The organism is Paenibacillus validus NBRC 15382, from assembly GCF_004000985.1.
GTDB lineage: Bacteria > Bacillota > Bacilli > Paenibacillales > NBRC-103111 > Paenibacillus_G > Paenibacillus_G validus.
Genome location: NZ_BIMH01000068.1, coordinates 1 through 17,964, shown reverse-complemented (window position 1 = coordinate 17,964; position 17,964 = coordinate 1). Strand labels below are relative to the sequence as shown.

Here is a 17,964-nt window from a genome sequence, read left to right as displayed (position 1 = left end):
ACGCACATAAGCCTAAATATAGGATTATTATATCCGTATTTAGCGTATTTGTGAAGCGTGGAGGCTACTATGCCCCACGCTTTTTTTGTTATTTTTTTCCGAAGGGCCGTGAAAACATGGACATTAACGCTATGATGCTAATCAATCTAGCAATCGTTGGAGCTGGCGGGTACCTCTGCTATAAAGCTATTCAGACGGCGCGAAAGGCCGGAAGGAAGCTGAAACGGGAACTTCACTTCTGGGGAAGCCTCGGAATTGTTTTTTCGAATGCTGCGGCGATTGTCGCACAGTACATAACGAATTGGGGGTTCTAGGATGGATGACAAGTTATACGGGGGATCAATGAGCGGGAAAACGATGACGTACGCACGGGCCGCGCAAAGATACGGAGAAAACAAGCGGATGTTCTCGAATTATCCAAGCCCGGGCGAGGTGATCGATTGGGCGGAACTGTTCCCGCGTTTTCGGAAGGATAAAGCGCAGCCGGTCGAACGGATCGGGATGACGCTGACCAGGGGCCACATGGATTATTTGCTCAAGCTGCTGGAAGATAATCGGCCGACGAACTTCGAAGAAAAGTATAACCGTGACGAGTTGTGGAATATGTTCGAGGCTTACCTGTTTCGCGAGGATCTAAAAGGAGACTAGCCATGAAGATAGCCGTCGACGTGCGGCAAATCCTTAAACAGCTAGGAATTAAAACACCATGCCCGGAATTGCTGAAAGATGAAGCAGCTGCTCGGTGAAAAACGAGCAGCTGCAGGAAGATTAGCAAACGAAACTCGCGCAGCTCGGCGCGATCCGCGACGGCCAGCAGATCCATTGCTCCATTCGTTTACTAATCTTCCTGCAGCTGCAAAGCGCAGGAGTACATAAACAACCGAATAACAAACCAAGCGCTCGACCATTTTTTGAAAAAATGACCGTCGAGGGCCTGTTTTTTTGCTGCCTTTTTTAAGAAATCTATCAAATTGAATAGTGCTAGACGTGGAGAGCAGCGAGACCACGAAAAAAACGCTAAAGGTGGAGTGCGCCGCCGATGCTATAAACCGTTGAGAAACGGACGTACCTAGACCATTACGGCGTACCCATGCCCGCGCCCGGTCTAGTACGGGAGGACGCCGGAAAACGGTCTGGAGGTAGCTGAGCCGCGCAAGCGGGGAGGCAGCGTATATATATGGCTCACGGGATCAGCTTCGTGAGTAAAAAGACGCTGGCAGCGTAAAAGCTGCGTATCGGGCATGGGTAAACGGGAACCTCGTCCTGCCTTATACGGCGCGCCGAATTGCGTTACGATATCCGACTTTTGCGCCCACATTCTTTTTTTGGTGTGGGCGCAGGTCGGGTCTCTGTGCCGTTTCCTGAGCCAAGCCAGACCAGCGTGCCGTTAAAACCTTTTAAAGTCAAGATCAAAATCGAACTTTCTACAAGCGCTAACCGTTTGATATAGAGAGTCAAAATCAAACGTTGACGGCGAAGCGAAGCGGTGATATGATTTAGACAGTCAAATTCAAAAAAAAGAGAAGAACAGAACGAGATAGCCAGGCACCAGCCAGGCACCAGCCCGCGCACCAGCGCGCACACAACCAACCACGAAAGGAGAACACCCCCACGATGGAAAAGACGAAAGCTATCGAAATGGCCTATCAGATCGCCACCCTGACGCATCCAGGCGCGGAAGTGATGGAGCTGCTGGCCCCGATCCCGTACGAACGGACGCTTGAGCTGCTTCTAATCCTCCGTATGTCTTCTAAGCCGGTCAAATCGCCGCTGAATTTCCTGCGCCGCGCGATTGCGGAGAACTGGACGCCGGAAACCCTCGCGCAGCCTATCGACCGTAAAACGCAAAATGACGCGGTTAACGCGTATATGCGGCGCGGGATGACTCGCGAGGAGGCCGAAGCGCGTTATGCTTCCTGGCGGCGCGGAAATTGAAAAAGACACCATGAATCAAATGAAAGGTGGTTTTTTTTTGTCTGAACAGGATACACAACGGCGGCGTCTACGTACGATCATGAGCGCTTGCCAAATGCGGTATAATCTACCCGAGCTGGCAAACGAGTACATGAAACTATTTGAGAAGGCCAAAAAACTGTATGATACGGTTAACCTTACCGATTTCAAATATACGAAGCGCTTCGACGAAATAATTGATCGTATGAAAGAGCTGGAACACCAGGCGAAAGACCTCTTGCCGGTGGAAGCTGCTGCCGATCCGGCCCCGCAGCCGGTGAAAAAGCAGCGCGGCGGCAAACGTGATGGAGCTGGCCGGAAGGGTAAAGGATACATTCGCCGGAAGCCGACGATCAGCATGGATCCGGTGTATTGGGAAATGTTCGATACGATGGCCGGACATTTTAAGATGGACCAGGCCGCGCTGATCCGCGCCATGATGCAAACGTTCATAGATCATTACAATGAACAGGGCATGACGATTACGGGATTCTATGACCCCAAGTTTAGCGAGTTTGATTACGTTCTTTGTCCGGTCTGTTCCGGTTACGGGGAGATCGATCCGAAGGGAGCTGCCGCGCCGATCCTTTGTCCTGGTTGCAGCGGGGAGAAGCTGCTCAAACAAGTGAAATTAAAAATGGAGGGGTGAAAGACGTTGGCCCAAAACTATGATTTTGAATTGCCTGGACACCCAAGCATATATCAGGATGCGGCCCCGAGGAATTTTAAGGTTTATTTTTCGGAGCCGGAAGGCGGCACCAATGAGGAAACGGGACTTTGTTTGCTGGTGCCTGGCTACGGTGGTCATTCCCAATCTAACGTATATAAAAAAATGCGCTCAGAATTCGCTGATAAACACAATTTGATCGTGATCCAGTGTGATTACTTCGGACATGAGTTCATGCAGACTAATCCAGCCCTGACGTCCGACGAGGATTTTAATGCGTATTTCCGTAAATGGATCGAGCAAGTTAGGGAAAAAGGCATTCACGGTGAGGTGTCTATTGATATTGAGGAGAAACTGGGGGAGAGTAAAGGGAATTTCAATGATATGTCGATCATGCAAGCCGTGGATAATATCTCGGCCGTGATTGCCGTTTCGGAGATTTTGAAGGATAACGGATTAAGGTTCAATGCGAAAAGAGTGATATCCTACGGACATTCACACGGCGCATATCTTTGTTTACTTGCCAATGCATTGGCCCCGGGTCTGTTTAGTCTGATTATCGACAATTCGGCCTACATATCCCCCTATTATTTCGATTTGAGGCGTAAGGTATCCCGAAAGGTTGGACAAGTGACGGGAACTATTTTAAACACCTACATAGCCGGTTGGATCGTGGATCGAGAGCTTGCCGATTTAAAAAATGTTTACAGGCAAATTCGGCCCAAATCGGCAAGAATCATAAGCTATCAAGGGGCGTTAGATTCGATAGTTGCAGCGGATGAAAAAGACCGATTTTGCCGAAATATCGGCGCGGAATATCATTTGATTCAGGATGCAGACGTGGACGGAAGAATGTTTAAGTCAACGAATCATGGTATCGGGGCAGACTTTCTTCTTCTTTTCGATCATGTGTTAGATGGGGTTAGTTTCTCGCCTGGTTCCGATGAAATTCGTATAAATGACGTACAGATAACAACAAAATCCGGTGTCTACTCATTGAGCTACGCAAATAAGATGCCTATGGTAGGATGCTCAAAGAAAATCATAATGGAAGGGTGACGGTACGGCTCCTGCGACCGTCATCTTTTTGTATCCAGGCATTTCGCATAGAAAAAAATCAAAAAAATAGAAATATTTATCGTATAACTATATACAATTGTATATAGTTATGTTATAATAAAAGCATAGGAGGTGAGCAGATGAAGAAAAAAAAGAGAAAGAAAACTAAGCCACAAACCGATAAACTGATTGGCCTCGCAAGCGCAATCATCAGTTTATTGGTAGCAATCATCAACCTCATCATCGTCCTGACCCGATAGGGTCAGGTGGTGGTGGATGCTCGAAGGTCGATCAATCCAACCGGCCGACCTTCGAGGGCTTAGTTTCTTACTCTTTACCTTTTATTATAACACATCGAGGGGAGAGGTAAACCATGGACAATGTGAGTAAGACAACGTTAGCCGTTAGCGTAGCGTCCTTAATCCTCAGCTTGGTTACGCTGGGCATATTACTCTGCAAGTGGTGAAAAATGTGAATCGTGTTGAGCTAGTAAAACTGATCCAAGAACAAATTATGACTAGTTCGGAAGTGCTTGAATATCTGGAAATTAATCGTTCTGCTCTCTCCTCCCTTGTAAATAGGGGCAAACTTGTGCCGGTGAAAGAAGCCGGCACAGGTACCGGCACCGTACGCCTATTCCTGCGCGAAGACGTCGAAGCGCGGAAAAAAGAAGCCGAGGAATTGAGGAAAAAACATCGACCATACGAAGAATGAATAGGGAGCGTGCGTGAGATGATCGATTGGTATATAAAGAGCGCTGACGATGAAGCGAATTGTCCGGCTTGTAAAGGGAATCTAACGCTTTTACGGAAAGATACAAGCTTATGGGAATGTGAATGCGGCTATTCCGACAATGGAATGAGCAAGAGAATTGATGTTTGTAGTCGTTGTGGTCGTGATATATATGAGGGTGATGAAGTTTGGTATGAATATGTAGAGGGGGAGCCGCCTTTTATTGAATCGGAAGAAATAGCAACTTGTGGTGTTTGTGAAAAAGAAGAATCTCGGAAATACAATGAATCAAAATGAATAGGAGAGTGTGCGAGCCATGATTAGAAGAATAGCAGGTAGAAAAGATTGCGGTAACTGTTACAGACTATTCAAGCCATTCGAAACAGTCCATTACCTTGGTATTGATAATTGCAGTTACTGCGCTGAATGTCGTGAAAAACTTAGACCTGGAGAAAAGGACGATCCCCATGATCACGGCGGATGGGTTCCCGCATTATACATCGGATTTAATGAGGAAGGCCGAAATAATATCCTCCAGCTCATTAAGCTCTGGAACGAAGAAAACCAAGAAAGTTATAATCTGGAACACCAGATTGATGTATCAAAATGAATAGGAGCGTGAATGAAAATGGCTATTGATTATTCGCAAAAACATTTTTGGACTGTTCAGCTTCTTGAAGAAACTTTGAAATATCATACAGTTCTTAGACCTGAAGAATATGGCAATTTTGATCTGCTTTGGCAGGCTAAACTTGATTGTGAAAAAACTATTGGCGGCGTGATCCGTCCGGCGCGTGCATCAGAGTGAAGATTATAATTTTTGTTGCTTCGATTGTCCTGTTCGTTTTGATGGCTATTCGGATTTTAGGGTTGAAATGAAATTATCGAAATTCCAGTTTATCAAGAAAATGGTAGGAAGAAACTTAATTAATAAGGCGGTGTTCACAGGAATGGAAGAATTGATTAAAAAACTTAGGGGATTACATCAAATACAGATTTACACAGTCAATGAACATTGGTGCATTCAACTTTTTGACTTAGATGTGTGTGCAAACGATTATGATGTCCAACCTTGCCCCAAGTTCGAGTGTGTGTTTGAGACTTCGGGCACAGTGCTTTATAACGTTCTGTCTGATGCTCTTGAATGGGCTGAAGAACATTTGCGGGGTATGCAACTTTCAGGGTGAAATGATCACCACCTCATAAAAGTAGATGCATAAACTTTCTGCAACGATCAAGGTGAAATAAGTGTTAATCCAATCTTCGATAGAAGGAGGAACGATATGAAGGCTATAACTATACATCAGCCGTGGGCGAGTTTAATTGCAATAGGAGCGAAGCGATTTGAGACGAGAAGTTGGAAGACGAACTATCGTGGGCCGATTGCCATTCATGCATCAAAGACAGACCCTCATGACATGATTCGGTCACTACCGCATGATGTTCAACGAGCCATGTATGAGCAATTTTACGATAGGTTAGGAATTAGTTCAGGAGCATTAAAGAGGATGCCAACGGGGTCGATTGTGGCGACTGCTGAGTTGTCTGATTGTTTGAAATCTGTAGACACTTGGACGGACGGATATGAATTAGAGGGCAGAAAACTTATTTATTCACCTGAATATGAGTTTGGAGATTTTACGCCAGGCAGATTCACATGGGAACTAACCAACGTAAGGATGTTGGACGATCCCATACCAGCAAAAGGTCAACAAGGTTTATGGAATTGGAATCCCGATTGAAGTATTGCACATGTTTTTCACCTCGAAAGTTCAATACCCCATTTGTGAGAAGTGTCTTAGTGAATACATTATGTTTCATTAAATGGAAATTGAACCACAGGTTTCAACCCTAAAATCCGAATACCCGTTTTGATAGGGCTAGGGATTAATATTTACAGCGCTTATTTGGACAAAAAGAGACATTGGGAACACGTTCAAAAGATGAAACATAATGAATAGGGGGATGAACATGGGAAAACAGCAGGAACGCGTAAATAGTGTACTGGCAATGATGCTCGAAGCCGGAGTTGTGGAAGAACATAACCGTGAATTAAGCCGTGATTTGCTAACAGTACTTTACCAGCGCAGCTATGAAGACGGAACACTTAATGGAATCGGAACGGCGAAAAAGCAAGTAATTCAGTGAATAGGTGGTGTACATGGTGAACCAACGGAAAATAGGATTCATCCAAGGGGTATGTTATTCGGCATCTATGATGCAAAGAGCAAATATGGATGCAGAACGGTTGCTTAAAGAGTCGGGATTATCTGTAAGCGACATTAGGGAATACGCTGATGACTTTGACCTTGAAGTGCTGGAATCGGTGCTGGCTGAAATCGAAGAAACAAAATGAATATCGAAGGACATGGGAGGTTGGGGACTTGTATCTTAGCAAAGAGCAACTGCTGTTAATCTACCGAGCATTCGGTCCGGAAAATAGAGAGTATCCAGATGAACAAGATGAGGCAACCGCAGAAGTTATTTTGAAAAAGGTTAAGGACGAATTATACAAACGTTTCGGCATTATAGCAGATTGACGGACAGGTCTGAATATTTAGTTACTTAGGGGAGTCTTTGCCGTTGGATTGGCGGCAGCGGCAAGGACTTCTGTACAAAATTCTTGATTTTGTGAACATGTCCGAGGGGTTTTCGGACAAGGTTAGGTATTAATCGGGAGAAAATAGGAGAAAACCGGACTTCGGCTCTATTGAGAATGGGACAGAAAACTGAATTGTTCCACGGAAGAAAAATCGACGAATACAGCCCAAAACGGGCGAATATGGAGGTTGAATATGTCGGGTGAAATGGAACGGCTACAGATTGAAATTAACCGGCTGAAGGCGTGTTTGGAGCTGGCACACGCCGGAATAGATACGGCCATGAATATGATGAGGAGCGAGGGTCCGGACTTGGTGAGGATCGGCGCAGTAATGACACTGGCACGGGTATCGTCTACAGAAGCGAATTTCATCAAGACGGAACAAATCCTTCGAGAAGGCGCGGCCCGACGTAGCCGCACTCATTAGTCATTGTGCCCCGTCCTAGCGGCGGGGTATAATTGTCTCATAATCTTGCCCGAAGGTAGGTTGAGACATGGGTAAAAGTGATAACCGAGGTTCGGAAAACATCAGTAATAACCAAGGTGAAAGTTTACCAACTGTCAAGCAAGTCGCAGTTATGTTGGGTGAAACAGAAGATATTATTAGGAATTGGGTAAAGCAGCTAAAGCAGTATATCCCGGTAACCAGGGCAGAGAACAATTACCAGCTTTTTACCGATGAAGCTATTGAGGTTTTACGCAGGATTCAACGAATGAATCGGAACCAGGGGTACACGATCCGGCAGATCGAGGCGCATCTAGCGACGGGCGAACCGGAGCTTCGACCAAGTGCGGCGGCGGCCGAAGTCGGACCGGACGTTTTGGCGGAGCTGGCCGAGATGAAAGAGTTGATCCGGCAACAGGGTGAAATGATGCAGCGGCAAGCGGAGTTTAACCAGGAATTACTTGTTCGCCTGGACAAGCAGCAGCAGCTATACGAAAAAGCGGTTATGGATCGGAACGAACAAGTGAACGCAGCTCTCCAGGAGTTTCGCGAGGTTCGGGCGCTGCAAGCTGCCGCGAGTGAGCGCGGCTTTTGGTCGAGACTATTCGGTAAAGGGTGAGTCGCATGTTTAACAAGGGGCCGATTGAATACAATAAGATACTGGCGAAGACGAGCAAAGAGTTTGTTATCGTCATCAAGCGTACGATGAAATTCGAAAAATTGCAGGTCATCGAATCGGTGATCGGGGATCACCGGCAAGGGGTGGACGTGGCCCTGATCGCGGCAGACCGGCTCCTTATATTGAGGGGGTACAAGGTCATCAAAACTGCGCATATCCAAGAATTTAAATTAGACGTTTGGCAGGAGTGGACGGGGAACCATGGTAAAAAGGTAGGTGAATTCCTGCGTTATTATCACGAGAACGTTCAGCCGCTTGAAGATGCTTGGTTAAAAGCTATGTAATTTTTAAAAATTTGAAAACTCCAAAACCGCTGAAAAGTTGCCAACGCGCCGATATAGCCTAATATGTATATACATATAAAATAGGTGATATATTTACCAAAGAAATACCAAAAAAGGACTGTTCAATTCGAACGGTCCTTTTTATTTTAAACAGCTATTCTGAATTCGTGGTGGAATAGCCGGAAATTGAGAGACGCTCATTTTCGAGCGTCTCTGAAATCTTCGATTTGCTTCCGAGTCCAGATTGGGCCGGAAGCTAAACGTTGTATTGGTTCCGGGAATGCCCCGCGTGAAAGGTACGTTCCGACGCGACGTTTATCCCATCCGAGGATTTCAGCGGCTTCTGCGTACCCGACAAGCGGGGGGATTAGTTTCCCAGTTCGACGAGGGCGGTCGAAATTGCGTTTTGGATGTCTTCAAGATCGTTATAACCATTTGCCGCTTCGCTAACTGCTTCATCGACCTTATCCGATCCGTGAATCTCTTTCAGTTCAGCGATTCTGTCCATATTGGAGATTTCACGATCAATTGCCTTGCTCCACCAGTCAAACGTTTCTTCGTCAGCAATATAGGCACCAGCTTCTTCGTCCCAAGTGAACTGACCATCAGACAAAGCGCCCCAATTGCCGATGAAGTCTTTCGTGAAGTCGATACCGTTTGCATCAGTGATATTCAGGGATTTTTCAACGTCGTTTACGATTACTTTCATTACGATCATCCTTTCGCCCGATGCCTTTTTGCATCTGCGGCGTTCATCTCTTGTATGTCTTTATCATACATTAATTGTATGTTAAAGTCAACAATCTACTGGAAATTATTTTTGGGCAGCCATCCGGACCCAATTAATGGGGATCATGGCGTTGATTTGATAATGTGGTATGCTTAGAATAAAAAAACATCATCCGCATTTGATAGGTTGGTGTTTGATGCCAGGCACAAGGTTACCAGAAGGAGAACGAAAAGAGTTATTTACTTTAAGGATTAAGAAAAAGTACATTGATGAGTTGAAAAAAATTCCTGGCTATATGAATATAGTCGAGGGACTGATTGAGGAGTATTTACAAAAAATAAAAGAAAATAAAAACGATTGACAATTTACTTTCTTTTTTTTAAGATTTAGACAAACAGTTGTACGATATACCAAACAACTGTTCTTATAAAACTATAAACGAAAAAGCCCCTGACTTCTTGGCGGTCGGCAGGGACTTTCTCTAGTGCGACATGCATCTAATGGCTGCATATCGCCGTGTTATAAGTATACTTGATGCTCTTTAAGCGTTCAAGAATACTTTATACATGATTTTTATCAATCCGCCAAAAGGCGGATTTTTTGATTTAAGCCGTTTTCAAAGGAGGCACAATGGAGGAACAGAACTTAGTGCCGCAACCGCAAACGCAGCAAATATATCTCGACAGCGAAACGACGCTAACCGTTATTTACCAGGTGACGCTTGGCGAATTAGTCTTATCTACCATGCTATTACTTCTCGTTCTGCTGTTCGTACTGAAATGGCTGCACACTCTGATCATGGAGAGGAATGCTTAATGTTTGATTCGATCCTTACCGAGTCCGAGCTCATAGCGTTGTATTCCGTGTTCATGATTCCGATCTCTTATTTCGCCTTTGTTTGGATACTCCCGAATTTGCTAAGGAGGATGAGGCGTAGAAGATGAATCCGCTGCAACTCGCGTTTTTCTGGTTTTTAAGTCAGAAATTCACGCTATACATAACCTTCGTACCGTTGATGTCTCTTTCTGTCGTAGTTGGTTTGATTACTTTCGTTAGGAGGTACTAGCTGATGGACTTAACCGGTCTTCTGGATATGGACTACTTTTGGTGGGTCTTCATCAAAATGGTCGGTTTCGGGATCATATTCGTGGTCATAGCCGTGGCGATCGCCTCTGCTGGTCACCTCCTGGAAGTCATCATTAACGCTTTTAGAAGGATGAGTAAGTGATGATGGAGATGCTGCCGCAAATTAATTTTTTCGATGCTGATCGCATGGGGCAGTTTTTTCAGTTCTTATTCGTCGCCTTGGCTTTTATTATGCCGCTCGTACTCGTGTGGGCTGCGATTGAGTCAGCTGGCGACCTTATCAGAGTTATCAGGCGCGTTTTTGCTCCGAGGGATGAAAAACGGCAACCGGATCAAGAACGCTATGATATAAAGTACAAAGACTATAACGGGAGGTAGAAAAATGCCAACTACACCAGCACCAAATAACTTGTTCGATGGAGTGTCTTCGGTATCCTGGGGATTCGCAGCTTCGGACATTTGGACGAATAGCGTCGCGATCTTCAGTTTCCTCGCTGCGTTCGTGCTGCTCGGCATCGTCCTGAACGTGGGAGCGCCGAAAGTCGTCGATCTCGTTCGCAATGCATTCAAGTAAAAAGCTGCCGACACAATAACACATATTTGAATTTAACACCAAAAATCAAAGGAGAGATTAAACATGGACTTATTTTCTGGATTAACATCTGTATCTTGGGGCTTCCAAGCCGCTGACATTTGGACGAACAGCGTCGCGATTTTCGGTTTCCTCGCTGCGTTTGTGCTGCTCGGCATCGTCCTGAACGTGGGAGCGCCGAAAGTCGTCGATCTCGTTCGCAACGCATTCAAGTAAGAAAAAGGCCCGAACAGGGGGCGGGGTATCCCCGTCCCTTTTTTTCATGAAAGAAAGGGGTGAAAAATTGAAACGAATATTGATCCTGACACTTTTTCTTTTAATAACGATACAGCCAATTAGCGCATTCGCGACGGCAATTCCGAAGAATACCGTAAAATATTTTGAAATTAGAGACGAATACGTCGTCACTTACAACCGAGGCTTTTCAAGGCCGCCGGTATCCATCAAGCTTATTTTTGATTCTTCAACCGGCACTCATGCCGAAAAACAATTTGATTCTACAGGAATTACGGGCGTTTTCTATCTGTCTTGCAACGGCAACTATAGGCTTGAATTTTACGACGGCAGCGGATTGGTTGGACATATACCGAACTTGGTCACAACGAATATTAAAAGTAACCGCTGCGAGTCTTATCCATACGTTATACATAATGACTTGAACGCAAAATTGGTTAACGCAGGGGCCGGAGTTTTAGAAATAACGTGGCCTCGGAAAACGGAGCCCCTTGCTTATGAATTTTACCGAGATGGGGCGTTCCTCGAATTGAAATGGAATGACACGCCTTACACGATCTATTATCCGACGGAACCAGGTATGTACACGATCAACGCTGTTGGCCCGGACGGTCACAGCATGGGAACGAGCGACGTTTTAGTGACGGAACCGATGATAAACAACACCGGATCGACAACAAATCCATGGGGATCGGGAGCAGCCGACGATATTAACGGCGGCGGCTTGCTCCCGGGAGAGACACCAGGCGGCGGCGATCCAGGAGGAGGCGGTGGAACACCGACCGAAAGTTGCGACGGTTGCCAGATCATAAACGACATGCTTGATTGCCCTGAATGGGATACGTACATGGGCGAATGGTCGAAAATGATCAAAAACAGCGTTCCACCGGCTCCGGATTGGCAGCAAGTCGCGAACGTGATGCGCGACACAATCGTACCCGCAATCGGGAACGAGCTGCTTAACAAAATGCCGCAATACGCCGACATCATTGCCGACGAATTGCAGTCGAGAGAAAAAGCTGTCAGCGCTCCTGGTCAGCTTCCGACATTCAATCCTGCCGTTCCGACGATGACCGATTTGCCATCAAAATTCGAACAGTCCGTTACGGATAACGTGCCGAGCTTCGAACCTGATTTTAGTGGGTCGCAGCCTTTCGTGATTCCTGACCCGATGACGGCCCTCGACATGTCAACGGACGACAAACAGGGCGGGTATCAGCATAACCCGAATCCAGATCGAACAGCTCCGACCTATACGAAAACGGAAGCCGAGCCTGAACCGGATATCGGGTACAAGGAAATGCCGGAAGTCACAGTTACGCCGCCAGCTTACCAGAACAGAAATACAAATTCATCGACTCCGGCGCCGGGTTATAAGCAAGCAAATCCGACGGCAGCTGAACCGAATCGATCATACCAAATCACCAATAGCGCGCCGATGCCGACGTACACGGACACGAACGCGACTAGCGGATCTCCGATGCCTGCATATAGGACGAAACAATAGAAAGGGTAGAAGGCCGGGATGAAAATGAAAATAAATATATCCAGTAAATTATTAATCTCATTAATTTAATAGAAAGGTGGGTGAAATGGGGAAGTGAAATCAATGAAGGAGGAAAAACAGGAATGAAAAATGATTTGAATATAGGTTGGAAGGTGAGGAACAGAGTTTTATTAATTGCACTGACTGCTCTTTTTTTTACTTCATTTTTTAATGGGGGTGCGAGTTTAGTTTGGGCTGCTACGGATTATAGTGGAGGAATTCTCGATGGTATGAGCGGTTTGAGGGGGGGGAGCGGCAATATAAACTCGGGAACTGCCGCCACGGACAATAACGAGGAAACATCGACGTATTTTGGGAACGATGCCAATTATAGTAACCACTCATATTCTTTTAGTACAAAGACTATTAGTTCTTTACGCGTGAAGACTAACACGGGTTGTTCAGCTAGGATAGAATTTCGGCTAAACGGGGCGTTTGTCGGAGATACGGGATACATAGCTGCTACGGGAGCCTTGGTACCAGTTAATAACATTACAGCGAATAGGATTATTGTCTTTAATTTAAATACATGCGGCTCTTACTATTTGCAAGAAGTCAACATATATGAGGCGCCTGATACAGCCCCTCCAGCCGTTCCTTATGGATTGAATTCTGTCGCTGGGGACGGATCAGTAACATTGACCTGGTCGCCGGTTGGTGATTCTGATCTCAAAGGCTACTACGTTTATAAAGATTCGGTAAAATTGAACGCCACACCGATTACTTCAACTAGCTACACCGTGACGGGACTTGCGAACGGGGTGGCGTATAACTTTCAAGTTAGCTCCGTGGACATAAAGAACAATGAATCGGCTCTGAGTCCGGTCAAAACTGAAACACCTGTTTCCCCTCCTCCACCCGTTCCATCCGGATTAGAGGTCACGGCAGGAGATAAACAAGCTTATTTAAATTGGACGGCGAACACAGATGATACTACAAAATATCATATTTACAAAAATGGTGTTTATCTTCAAACCGTCACACATCCAAATACATATTATACGGCAACTGGATTGACGAACGGGACGACTTATAGTTTTTCAATAACAGCAATGGATGCGTATGGGAAGGAATCGGAAAAAAGCGCACCGGTTATGGTTACTCCAGTGGAAATTCCACCAACTGTACCATCGGGATTAACGGTCACGGCGGGGGATGGACAAGCTGCTTTGACCTGGTTGGCAAATACAGACGATACAACGATATATCACATTTATTTAAACGGCATTTATCTCAACTCGGTAAGTCACCCGACAACATCATACACTGTGACGGGACTAACGAATGGAACAACATACAGCTTTAGCATATCCGCAGAGGATGAAGATGGTAGTGAGTCGGTAAAATCTGAAGCGGTAACAGTAATTCCAACCGAACCCCTTACACAAAAACCAACGGGTTTGAAGGCAATTGCTGGAGATGGTCAAGTTACGCTATCTTGGACAGCTAACACAGACAAAACAACAAAATATCACATTTATAAGAATGGCGTGTACTTAACCACGGTAACGCACCCGACAACAACTTACACAGTAACGGGATTATCAAACGGGATGCAATATTCTTTTACTTTAAAAGCAGAGTTTGCAAGTGGGCAATCATCGGAAGCATCAGGTGCGGTAAACGTGACACCAGCAGGACCGGCACCCGTAACGGGGATTCCTGCGGGGGGTTCTGCAAACTTTGGATTTTCAGCCGCTGACATATTTACAAACAGCGTCGAGATCTTCGGTTTCTTGGCTGCGTTCGTGCTGCTCGGGATCGTATTTAATCAAGTTGCTCCTAAAGTATTTGATTTGGTTCGTAACTCATTTAAGTAAGGGAGGTTATATCGATGACTCCACAAGAACTTACAGAGGCAACGGTAGCGTATTTGATCGCTACCGCACCATTTTTACTTTTATTCTTCGCTCTCTCATCTGCTGATCGTTTGATAGACCTGATTTATAGAGCAATCGGGGACCGCCGGTATGTTTAGTGCCATAGCCGACGGATTTGGCTATCTGTTCGGCCTTCTGAATTCTCTGGGACTATGGATACTGAACGGAATAGGGAAGCTGTTACAGCCGATTTTAGACTTCCTGGGCGCTATCTTTTATTTCTTCTACATACTCGGCCTAGTCCTGGTCAAAGTCATCATGCTAGTGGTCGGAGTCGGCCGGCTGCTGCTCGGCCTGATCGTCGGATTCTTTAAAACGATAACCGGTTTCGGTTACACCGGACAAGCTACGATCCTGCCGCCAAGCTATACCGATGCATTTAACAATTTAAAGCCCGTATTTGCCATGCTGCAGCTCGATAAGCTAGCTTACATATTCATCTTCGCTATTTGGATTTACACGGCCTGGGCAGCCATGCAGAAGATTGGAAAGATGAGGTGAGGGTGGGACTTGCGAAACTTCATAGACAGCTTGTTTTCGCCGATCATTCAATTCCTCGACCAATGTTATGCCAAGCTTGCTAGCGTGGGTACGATAGCGGCCAAGGGGATCAGGCTCGATCATTACTTCGGCTTCTTCTCGATCCTGGGCAATGAATGGACGGCGGTTATAACGAGCCTTATAACGGCTTTCCTGTTCTTGTATGTACTGGACAACATCCAGAAAATAAGCCGCGTTTTACTTTGGTTTAAAGCGTTAATTAAATTCTGGTAAGGTGGCGATGTGTTTGCGGTCGGAATTATTGTTCGAACTTCAGCGGCAGCCTAACCAGGAAGCAGAGCTGGCCGCCGCTTTGATCTCGCTGGTGTTCCTCCTGGTTGTGGTGATCTGGCAGCGGGGAAGAGATCACTGATCGGATACTAGCTGCACCGGATCGCGGCGTCCAGCCCAAATGAAAAGACTCAAGGGAAGGGTGAAGACATGCCAACAGCACCGAACGGTTTAAGTCTCGTATTCCAATATTTCACGGCTGTCGGTTTTGGGGTAGGCTTCGGTCTCCTGATTCCGTTTGTGGTCGGTGTGTACTTTAAAAATAAGATTGAGGAAGGGTGGTCGCCGTGGCGAAGAAAGAACAACAGGGGGTAAACCTGGGGCGCGTGATCATGATCGGAGATTATAACTATACCTACGACCAAGAAACCGAGGAGTGGACGCATACGGGGGGCACAGCGCGCGTTTGCGATGTGCTGCCGGTAGAAAGATTACTATCGAACCGGATCGTCACGGAGAAGTACGTTTTGCCGCTCTCCGACGCCCAGGTGTACAACAGCGATAAAGGACTTACTTATGTTTATCATGCGGGGCTTCCGTACCTAAAAGAAACGGCGCATCTGCTAGAAGTGGAGAAGAACATCGTCATCGGCCAGGCGTACCTTTATCAGGGCAAGAACATTCCGAACGGCAAGCCGAACGGGCTGACCTGGGTTCTGATCATCGCGCTGGTTATCCTGGCGATTATAGGGATGGTGAAGTAATATGCAGCATCCTATAGCACCGGACATTCAAGGCACGATGACGCCGGATTTATACTCCGAGGCGGCACCGATGATCGACAGCGTGAAACAGGTTATCGACACGCTAAAGGACAAGGTGCAGCCGCTCACACCGCAACAGATGCAAGCGGTCGGATACCTGATGGACTTGCAGAAAAGGCCGCTGCATAAGGGTGCGAAGACGTATCAATCAATCATTGATCATATCGTTAACGACGCGCAGAAGGTCGCGCCGAGCGGCTTCTTCATCCGAGTCATCGAGGCGCTGATCCCGCGGCCGATCTCGGTGGATTCCAAAACCTACGAGAAAATGAAAAAGGAGAGTGACGGACAGCGATGAGCGAGGACTTGAAAAACTATTTGTTCGAGCAGCTGGAGGAACACATATCCGATCTTGAGGACGAGTTTCAACAGGAAAACAACGAGAACAAGATCATGTACCACATGGACAAGATCAAGGATATAACCGGTAAGCTGAAAGTGGCGGTGATCTCGGCATGAAATGGGCACATGTATTTAGAGGGGGTGTAGTGCATGGCCTTTATAATCGGCATTGAGGGGGGGTACGGGCAAGGGAAATCAATTACGGCATGCATCAAGGCGCACCAATGGGCGATGGCCAGCGGTGCGCAACTGTTCGCAAACTTCCCGCTGCGTGGCGCGTACCTGTTCGACCACTATACGGATTGGTACCGGATCGCCAGCGCGCACGGCAGCATTGTTCTCTTTGACGAATCACAGGTCAATTATGATAACCGGCAGTGGGCCGGATCGGGGCAAATCACCATTACCAAGGTTATAAACTACGTACGTAAAATGAACAGCCTGTTCATCTTCATCCTGCCGAGCTTTGCCAACATCGATAGCCGGATTCGTAATATGACGGACGTTCTGATTCGCTGCCACAAGTCAAAGAGCGGCACGATCATGAACTACATTTATGACTTCCAGGCGAAACAGTACGGCGATTACGGAAAGCTCATTAACCGGTGGGTGTTGCCACGCTCATCCGTCTTAAAGGTAGCGAAGCTTAACCTGTACAACACGTATTCCATGATCCTGCCTTACCAAATGCCGCCCATGGGTAAAGATAAAGAGTTTTTTGAGGAGCTGGACAAGCGTCATATGGCAGCTCTGAGGAAATACCGCGCGGAGCATATGGACATTCAGACGCTCGCCAAGGAGGAACTCGAACATGTCAGCTGAACAGCAGCGCATGAATCCCCATAACTGGGCTTACCGGCAGTACTGGAAAGGTAACGCGGTGCATCCGATCGCGTTCAGCGTCATGACACAGAAGTTCCACCAGGAAGACGTCATGCAGCTGCTTGAGGAGATTTGCCGAGTGGTCAAGCAAATCGCGGTATCGTCCGGTCTCCTGACGGCCCACCAGCGGCGCAAATACGCTGATAATAAGGTTCGCCGAAACAAATGGGTGTACTACTTGTTCCCGTTGGAAGCTGTACCGTATGACGTTTATGTGCGGCTACAGCCGGAAGAAAACAAACGTGTGTATGCCAGGAATGCGGGAGGGATGGACGATTAAAACAGCAGCAAGCGAAAAGGTGAAAACGGCCGAGGACGTGAAGCGGATATTCGCAGCGGATCGACGTATAACGAGCCTATCGGCCTCCTGGTTGAACGCGATCATGCGGCGAAACCATTCCGAAGCGATGCGGATACGCTGGGAGCAGAACCGCATTAAAAAAGAGATTCTAGCAGAATATAACATAATTTTATAGACAAGCGGCGGGGCAAATGGTAGAATTTTCTCAATTGAACATTCGGGAAAATAAAAACCCCCCCGCCTTGTCTGGTAAACTCGGCGAGGGGGTTCGGGAAACCGGCTCTGGTAAAGCTGGTTTACCCCGGGATTATGTGAATGACCTCCTCACATAAACCCTTAGGCATTTATGTGTCTC

Annotated in this window: 34 protein-coding genes; 33 read left to right on the top strand and 1 reads right to left on the bottom strand. The window is 46.6% G+C overall.

Features of this window, described 5'->3' with window-relative positions; genetic code table 11:
- The 16 genes from PVA01S_RS27065 to PVA01S_RS24575 all read left to right on the top strand — a co-directional run.
- Positions 1-314, top strand: a 314-nt coding sequence (locus PVA01S_RS27065; RefSeq protein ID WP_218029664.1) for a hypothetical protein, incomplete at its 5' end; no start/stop codon positions are given.
- Position 315: 1 nt separating this feature from the next.
- The gene (locus tag PVA01S_RS24635; protein WP_127610362.1) at positions 316-648 is read left to right on the top strand and encodes a hypothetical protein; all 333 of its coding nucleotides are present in this window, start codon (positions 316-318) and stop codon (positions 646-648) included.
- Between the two features lie 966 nt (positions 649-1,614).
- Positions 1,615-1,935, top strand: coding sequence for a hypothetical protein (locus PVA01S_RS24630; protein WP_127610353.1), 321 nt, complete (start codon positions 1,615-1,617; stop codon positions 1,933-1,935).
- A gap of 94 nt (positions 1,936-2,029) precedes the next feature.
- A complete protein-coding gene (locus PVA01S_RS24625) occupies positions 2,030-2,602 on the top strand; it encodes a hypothetical protein (protein WP_127610351.1) in 573 nt (190 codons plus the stop codon).
- 6 nt (positions 2,603-2,608) lie between these two features.
- Positions 2,609-3,679, top strand: coding sequence for a DUF2920 family protein (locus PVA01S_RS24620; protein ID WP_127610349.1), 1,071 nt, complete (start codon positions 2,609-2,611; stop codon positions 3,677-3,679).
- Between the two features lie 471 nt (positions 3,680-4,150).
- Positions 4,151-4,393 (top strand): helix-turn-helix domain-containing protein, encoded by a 243-nt coding sequence (locus PVA01S_RS24615; protein WP_127610347.1) that lies wholly within the window; start codon positions 4,151-4,153, stop codon positions 4,391-4,393.
- 18 nt (positions 4,394-4,411) lie between these two features.
- Positions 4,412-4,708 (top strand): hypothetical protein, encoded by a 297-nt coding sequence (locus PVA01S_RS24610; protein WP_127610345.1) that lies wholly within the window; start codon positions 4,412-4,414, stop codon positions 4,706-4,708.
- A 19-nt stretch (positions 4,709-4,727) separates the two neighbouring features.
- Positions 4,728-5,021: a hypothetical protein gene (locus PVA01S_RS24605; protein ID WP_127610343.1), complete on the top strand. Its 294-nt coding sequence runs from the start codon at positions 4,728-4,730 to the stop codon at positions 5,019-5,021.
- 18 nt (positions 5,022-5,039) lie between these two features.
- Positions 5,040-5,219 (top strand): hypothetical protein, encoded by a 180-nt coding sequence (locus tag PVA01S_RS24600; RefSeq protein ID WP_127610341.1) that lies wholly within the window; start codon positions 5,040-5,042, stop codon positions 5,217-5,219.
- A gap of 142 nt (positions 5,220-5,361) precedes the next feature.
- Positions 5,362-5,598 carry a hypothetical protein gene (locus PVA01S_RS24595; protein WP_127610364.1) on the top strand — a complete coding sequence of 79 codons (237 nt, stop codon included), beginning with the start codon at positions 5,362-5,364 and terminating at the stop codon, positions 5,596-5,598.
- A 96-nt stretch (positions 5,599-5,694) separates the two neighbouring features.
- The gene (locus tag PVA01S_RS24590) at positions 5,695-6,153 is read left to right on the top strand and encodes an ASCH domain-containing protein (RefSeq protein WP_127610339.1); all 459 of its coding nucleotides are present in this window, start codon (positions 5,695-5,697) and stop codon (positions 6,151-6,153) included.
- 229 nt (positions 6,154-6,382) lie between these two features.
- Positions 6,383-6,559 (top strand): hypothetical protein, encoded by a 177-nt coding sequence (locus tag PVA01S_RS26885; RefSeq protein WP_164751965.1) that lies wholly within the window; start codon positions 6,383-6,385, stop codon positions 6,557-6,559.
- 16 nt (positions 6,560-6,575) lie between these two features.
- Positions 6,576-6,767 (top strand): hypothetical protein, encoded by a 192-nt coding sequence (locus tag PVA01S_RS24585; RefSeq protein ID WP_127610336.1) that lies wholly within the window; start codon positions 6,576-6,578, stop codon positions 6,765-6,767.
- Between the two features lie 28 nt (positions 6,768-6,795).
- Positions 6,796-6,951, top strand: coding sequence for a hypothetical protein (locus PVA01S_RS26880; protein ID WP_164751963.1), 156 nt, complete (start codon positions 6,796-6,798; stop codon positions 6,949-6,951).
- 556 nt (positions 6,952-7,507) lie between these two features.
- Positions 7,508-8,077, top strand: a complete 570-nt coding sequence (locus PVA01S_RS27570; protein ID WP_127610334.1) for a MerR family transcriptional regulator — start codon at positions 7,508-7,510, stop codon at positions 8,075-8,077.
- Positions 8,078-8,082: 5 nt separating this feature from the next.
- A complete protein-coding gene (locus tag PVA01S_RS24575) occupies positions 8,083-8,421 on the top strand; it encodes a hypothetical protein (protein WP_127610332.1) in 339 nt (112 codons plus the stop codon).
- Between the two features lie 367 nt (positions 8,422-8,788).
- On the opposite strand, the gene PVA01S_RS24570 is transcribed toward PVA01S_RS24575, so the two are convergent.
- Positions 8,789-9,130 (bottom strand): hypothetical protein, encoded by a 342-nt coding sequence (locus PVA01S_RS24570; protein WP_127610330.1) that lies wholly within the window; start codon positions 9,128-9,130, stop codon positions 8,789-8,791.
- Positions 9,131-9,299: 169 nt separating this feature from the next.
- Here PVA01S_RS24570 and PVA01S_RS24565 point away from each other — a divergent pair, with 169 nt between their 5' ends.
- The 17 genes from PVA01S_RS24565 to PVA01S_RS24510 all read left to right on the top strand — a co-directional run bounded on the left by PVA01S_RS24565 (position 9,300) and on the right by PVA01S_RS24510 (position 17,588).
- Positions 9,300-9,512, top strand: coding sequence for a hypothetical protein (locus tag PVA01S_RS24565; protein ID WP_127610328.1), 213 nt, complete (start codon positions 9,300-9,302; stop codon positions 9,510-9,512).
- A 287-nt stretch (positions 9,513-9,799) separates the two neighbouring features.
- Positions 9,800-9,967, top strand: coding sequence for a hypothetical protein (locus PVA01S_RS26875; RefSeq protein ID WP_164751961.1), 168 nt, complete (start codon positions 9,800-9,802; stop codon positions 9,965-9,967).
- A 253-nt stretch (positions 9,968-10,220) separates the two neighbouring features.
- Entirely contained in the window at positions 10,221-10,379 is a 159-nt protein-coding gene (locus tag PVA01S_RS24560; protein ID WP_127610326.1) for a PTS ascorbate transporter subunit IIC, read from the top strand.
- Positions 10,379-10,615, top strand: coding sequence for a hypothetical protein (locus PVA01S_RS24555; protein WP_127610324.1), 237 nt, complete (start codon positions 10,379-10,381; stop codon positions 10,613-10,615). Before PVA01S_RS24560 ends, PVA01S_RS24555 begins: the two co-directional genes overlap by 1 nt.
- Before the next feature lie 4 nt (positions 10,616-10,619).
- Positions 10,620-10,811: a hypothetical protein gene (locus PVA01S_RS24550; protein WP_127610322.1), complete on the top strand. Its 192-nt coding sequence runs from the start codon at positions 10,620-10,622 to the stop codon at positions 10,809-10,811.
- Between the two features lie 63 nt (positions 10,812-10,874).
- A complete protein-coding gene (locus tag PVA01S_RS26870) occupies positions 10,875-11,045 on the top strand; it encodes a hypothetical protein (RefSeq protein ID WP_164751960.1) in 171 nt (56 codons plus the stop codon).
- A 547-nt stretch (positions 11,046-11,592) separates the two neighbouring features.
- The gene (locus tag PVA01S_RS24545) at positions 11,593-12,570 is read left to right on the top strand and encodes a hypothetical protein (RefSeq protein ID WP_127610320.1); all 978 of its coding nucleotides are present in this window, start codon (positions 11,593-11,595) and stop codon (positions 12,568-12,570) included.
- 122 nt (positions 12,571-12,692) lie between these two features.
- Positions 12,693-14,429 (top strand): fibronectin type III domain-containing protein, encoded by a 1,737-nt coding sequence (locus PVA01S_RS24540; protein ID WP_127610318.1) that lies wholly within the window; start codon positions 12,693-12,695, stop codon positions 14,427-14,429.
- Between the two features lie 150 nt (positions 14,430-14,579).
- Positions 14,580-14,990, top strand: a complete 411-nt coding sequence (locus tag PVA01S_RS24535) for a hypothetical protein (RefSeq protein WP_127610316.1) — start codon at positions 14,580-14,582, stop codon at positions 14,988-14,990.
- Between the two features lie 9 nt (positions 14,991-14,999).
- Positions 15,000-15,263: a hypothetical protein gene (locus PVA01S_RS24530; protein ID WP_127610314.1), complete on the top strand. Its 264-nt coding sequence runs from the start codon at positions 15,000-15,002 to the stop codon at positions 15,261-15,263.
- A gap of 13 nt (positions 15,264-15,276) precedes the next feature.
- The gene (locus PVA01S_RS27565; RefSeq protein WP_280531830.1) at positions 15,277-15,402 is read left to right on the top strand and encodes a hypothetical protein; all 126 of its coding nucleotides are present in this window, start codon (positions 15,277-15,279) and stop codon (positions 15,400-15,402) included.
- Between the two features lie 68 nt (positions 15,403-15,470).
- Positions 15,471-15,635, top strand: coding sequence for a hypothetical protein (locus PVA01S_RS26865; protein WP_164751959.1), 165 nt, complete (start codon positions 15,471-15,473; stop codon positions 15,633-15,635).
- On the top strand, positions 15,608-16,024 hold the full coding sequence (locus PVA01S_RS24525) for a hypothetical protein (protein WP_127610312.1): 417 nt from the start codon (positions 15,608-15,610) through the stop codon (positions 16,022-16,024). Before PVA01S_RS26865 ends, PVA01S_RS24525 begins: the two co-directional genes overlap by 28 nt.
- 1 nt (position 16,025) lies before the next feature.
- Positions 16,026-16,382 carry a hypothetical protein gene (locus PVA01S_RS24520; protein WP_127610310.1) on the top strand — a complete coding sequence of 119 codons (357 nt, stop codon included), beginning with the start codon at positions 16,026-16,028 and terminating at the stop codon, positions 16,380-16,382.
- Positions 16,379-16,543 carry a hypothetical protein gene (locus PVA01S_RS26860; RefSeq protein WP_164751958.1) on the top strand — a complete coding sequence of 55 codons (165 nt, stop codon included), beginning with the start codon at positions 16,379-16,381 and terminating at the stop codon, positions 16,541-16,543. The genes PVA01S_RS24520 and PVA01S_RS26860 overlap by 4 nt, the downstream gene beginning before the upstream one ends.
- Positions 16,544-16,576: 33 nt before the next feature.
- The gene (locus tag PVA01S_RS24515; protein WP_127610308.1) at positions 16,577-17,248 is read left to right on the top strand and encodes a zonular occludens toxin domain-containing protein; all 672 of its coding nucleotides are present in this window, start codon (positions 16,577-16,579) and stop codon (positions 17,246-17,248) included.
- On the top strand, positions 17,238-17,588 hold the full coding sequence (locus PVA01S_RS24510; protein ID WP_127610306.1) for a hypothetical protein: 351 nt from the start codon (positions 17,238-17,240) through the stop codon (positions 17,586-17,588). The genes PVA01S_RS24515 and PVA01S_RS24510 overlap by 11 nt, the downstream gene beginning before the upstream one ends.
- Positions 17,589-17,964 lie beyond the last annotated feature (376 nt).

Bases quoted from the DNA above. Each gene is read 5' to 3' on its own strand.
- PVA01S_RS24610 (WP_127610345.1), top strand. From the start codon at position 4,412: ATGATCGATTGGTATATAAAGAGCGCTGACGATGAAGCGAATTGTCCG.
- PVA01S_RS27570 (WP_127610334.1), top strand. From the start codon at position 7,508: ATGGGTAAAAGTGATAACCGAGGTTCGGAAAACATCAGTAATAACCAA.
- PVA01S_RS24630 (WP_127610353.1), top strand. From the start codon at position 1,615: ATGGAAAAGACGAAAGCTATCGAAATGGCCTATCAGATCGCCACCCTG.
- PVA01S_RS26870 (WP_164751960.1), top strand. From the start codon at position 10,875: ATGGACTTATTTTCTGGATTAACATCTGTATCTTGGGGCTTCCAAGCC.
- PVA01S_RS24565 (WP_127610328.1), top strand. From the start codon at position 9,300: ATGCTTAGAATAAAAAAACATCATCCGCATTTGATAGGTTGGTGTTTG.
- PVA01S_RS24510 (WP_127610306.1), top strand. From the start codon at position 17,238: ATGTCAGCTGAACAGCAGCGCATGAATCCCCATAACTGGGCTTACCGG.
- PVA01S_RS24520 (WP_127610310.1), top strand. From the start codon at position 16,026: ATGCAGCATCCTATAGCACCGGACATTCAAGGCACGATGACGCCGGAT.
- PVA01S_RS24590 (WP_127610339.1), top strand. From the start codon at position 5,695: ATGAAGGCTATAACTATACATCAGCCGTGGGCGAGTTTAATTGCAATA.
- PVA01S_RS24555 (WP_127610324.1), top strand. From the start codon at position 10,379: ATGATGGAGATGCTGCCGCAAATTAATTTTTTCGATGCTGATCGCATG.
- PVA01S_RS24595 (WP_127610364.1), top strand. From the start codon at position 5,362: ATGGAAGAATTGATTAAAAAACTTAGGGGATTACATCAAATACAGATT.
- PVA01S_RS24605 (WP_127610343.1), top strand. From the start codon at position 4,728: ATGATTAGAAGAATAGCAGGTAGAAAAGATTGCGGTAACTGTTACAGA.
- PVA01S_RS24570 (WP_127610330.1), bottom strand. From the start codon at position 9,130: ATGAAAGTAATCGTAAACGACGTTGAAAAATCCCTGAATATCACTGAT.
- PVA01S_RS24600 (WP_127610341.1), top strand. From the start codon at position 5,040: ATGGCTATTGATTATTCGCAAAAACATTTTTGGACTGTTCAGCTTCTT.
- PVA01S_RS24550 (WP_127610322.1), top strand. From the start codon at position 10,620: ATGCCAACTACACCAGCACCAAATAACTTGTTCGATGGAGTGTCTTCG.
- PVA01S_RS24625 (WP_127610351.1), top strand. From the start codon at position 2,030: ATGCGGTATAATCTACCCGAGCTGGCAAACGAGTACATGAAACTATTT.
- PVA01S_RS24575 (WP_127610332.1), top strand. From the start codon at position 8,083: ATGTTTAACAAGGGGCCGATTGAATACAATAAGATACTGGCGAAGACG.
- PVA01S_RS24535 (WP_127610316.1), top strand. From the start codon at position 14,580: ATGTTTAGTGCCATAGCCGACGGATTTGGCTATCTGTTCGGCCTTCTG.
- PVA01S_RS24560 (WP_127610326.1), top strand. From the start codon at position 10,221: ATGGACTTAACCGGTCTTCTGGATATGGACTACTTTTGGTGGGTCTTC.
- PVA01S_RS24515 (WP_127610308.1), top strand. From the start codon at position 16,577: ATGGCCTTTATAATCGGCATTGAGGGGGGGTACGGGCAAGGGAAATCA.
- PVA01S_RS24635 (WP_127610362.1), top strand. From the start codon at position 316: ATGGATGACAAGTTATACGGGGGATCAATGAGCGGGAAAACGATGACG.
- PVA01S_RS26885 (WP_164751965.1), top strand. From the start codon at position 6,383: ATGGGAAAACAGCAGGAACGCGTAAATAGTGTACTGGCAATGATGCTC.
- PVA01S_RS26865 (WP_164751959.1), top strand. From the start codon at position 15,471: ATGCCAACAGCACCGAACGGTTTAAGTCTCGTATTCCAATATTTCACG.
- PVA01S_RS24540 (WP_127610318.1), top strand. From the start codon at position 12,693: ATGAAAAATGATTTGAATATAGGTTGGAAGGTGAGGAACAGAGTTTTA.
- PVA01S_RS26860 (WP_164751958.1), top strand. From the start codon at position 16,379: ATGAGCGAGGACTTGAAAAACTATTTGTTCGAGCAGCTGGAGGAACAC.